This window comes from Thermosediminibacter litoriperuensis (assembly GCF_008124715.1).
GTDB classification, from domain to species: Bacteria; Bacillota; Thermosediminibacteria; order Thermosediminibacterales; family Thermosediminibacteraceae; genus Thermosediminibacter; species Thermosediminibacter litoriperuensis.
In genome coordinates, this window is the sequence record NZ_VNHO01000068.1 from 1 (window position 1) to 1,042 (window position 1,042).

General features: G+C 34.9%; 1 protein-coding gene and 1 pseudogene. Both read left to right on the forward strand.

The features are described 5' to 3' along the window. A pseudogene (locus tag LZ11_RS12270) lies at positions 1-104 on the forward strand (ATP-binding protein); the annotation flags it as partial. A 128-nt stretch (positions 105-232) separates the two neighbouring features. Further along, positions 233-706, forward strand: coding sequence for a hypothetical protein (locus tag LZ11_RS12275; protein WP_148868132.1), 474 nt, complete (start codon positions 233-235; stop codon positions 704-706). Positions 707-1,042: the final 336 nt, after the last annotated feature.

Here is a 1,042-nt window from a genome sequence, read left to right on the forward strand (position 1 = left end):
TATGAAAAGGGGAGCATAATACTTACCAGCAACAAAGGCTTTGGAGAATGGGGGAGCTTATGGGAGACCCTGTACTTGCTACTATTGACAGAAAGGAGATGCACTAAAATTACCATTTGAAGATAATTCAGTAGATGCCTGTGTTTCTTAAACCGTAATTGAACATGTACCCAATCGGGAATTCCTATTAGAGCAGAAAAGGATATGTAGGCCTAATGGAAGAGTTAATGTAATGTATGCAAGGCCAGATAAATACATAAAAACAGAAACTCACCCGACATTAAAACAAAGTGAACGTGAGAAAGAACTACTCGATAAACTTTTTAAAGGAACTGAAGATATTGATAAAAAGTATGGTGTAGGGAAATACGGGCCAGACCTTGTTGGACTACCTAAATTATTTGAAGAAATAGGTTTTAAAAATGTTCAGCTGGATGCCATTGCAGTGCCTATTGCTATTGATGATTCAAGAAATAGTTATGAGGAGAAAATTGCAATAGTTGAAGCAGAAAGACAACAAATGTTTGAAGGTATTGAAATGGGTTTGGAATTAAACTGTAATGGATTAACAGATAAGGAGTTAGTCGAATTAAGGCAATTGATTAATAATAGATTTGATAAGAGGATAAGTTTCATAAAAAGTAGGACAAGTGTTTGGGATTATACAATTATAATAATGCAGATAGTTTCAGGAATGGTCGAATAAATTTGCTTGTTAGTTTGTAATGTTCTTATTTTACGAACTAAAAGTTATAAACAAATATATTAACAGGTTATCCATAGGACATGCAAAGTAGGTATTGATAAAAATTTTCAAGGCAGTTTATATTTGTACCAAGCAGTTTCTTGATTCGGTGAAGGAAAGCAGGAGGGACTTTCAGTTTAAGAAGGGTAAAGTGGGCGGTTAGGGAATTGAAGACAGGGAGAAAATCCAAATCTGTGGAAAGTGATGGAAAATGTTTTTTGCAAGAGGAAATTCCCCATTTTTGCAAAGGTTTTTCCCCAGGCACCGGTGGGGAATTTTTATGTTAACTTAATTGCC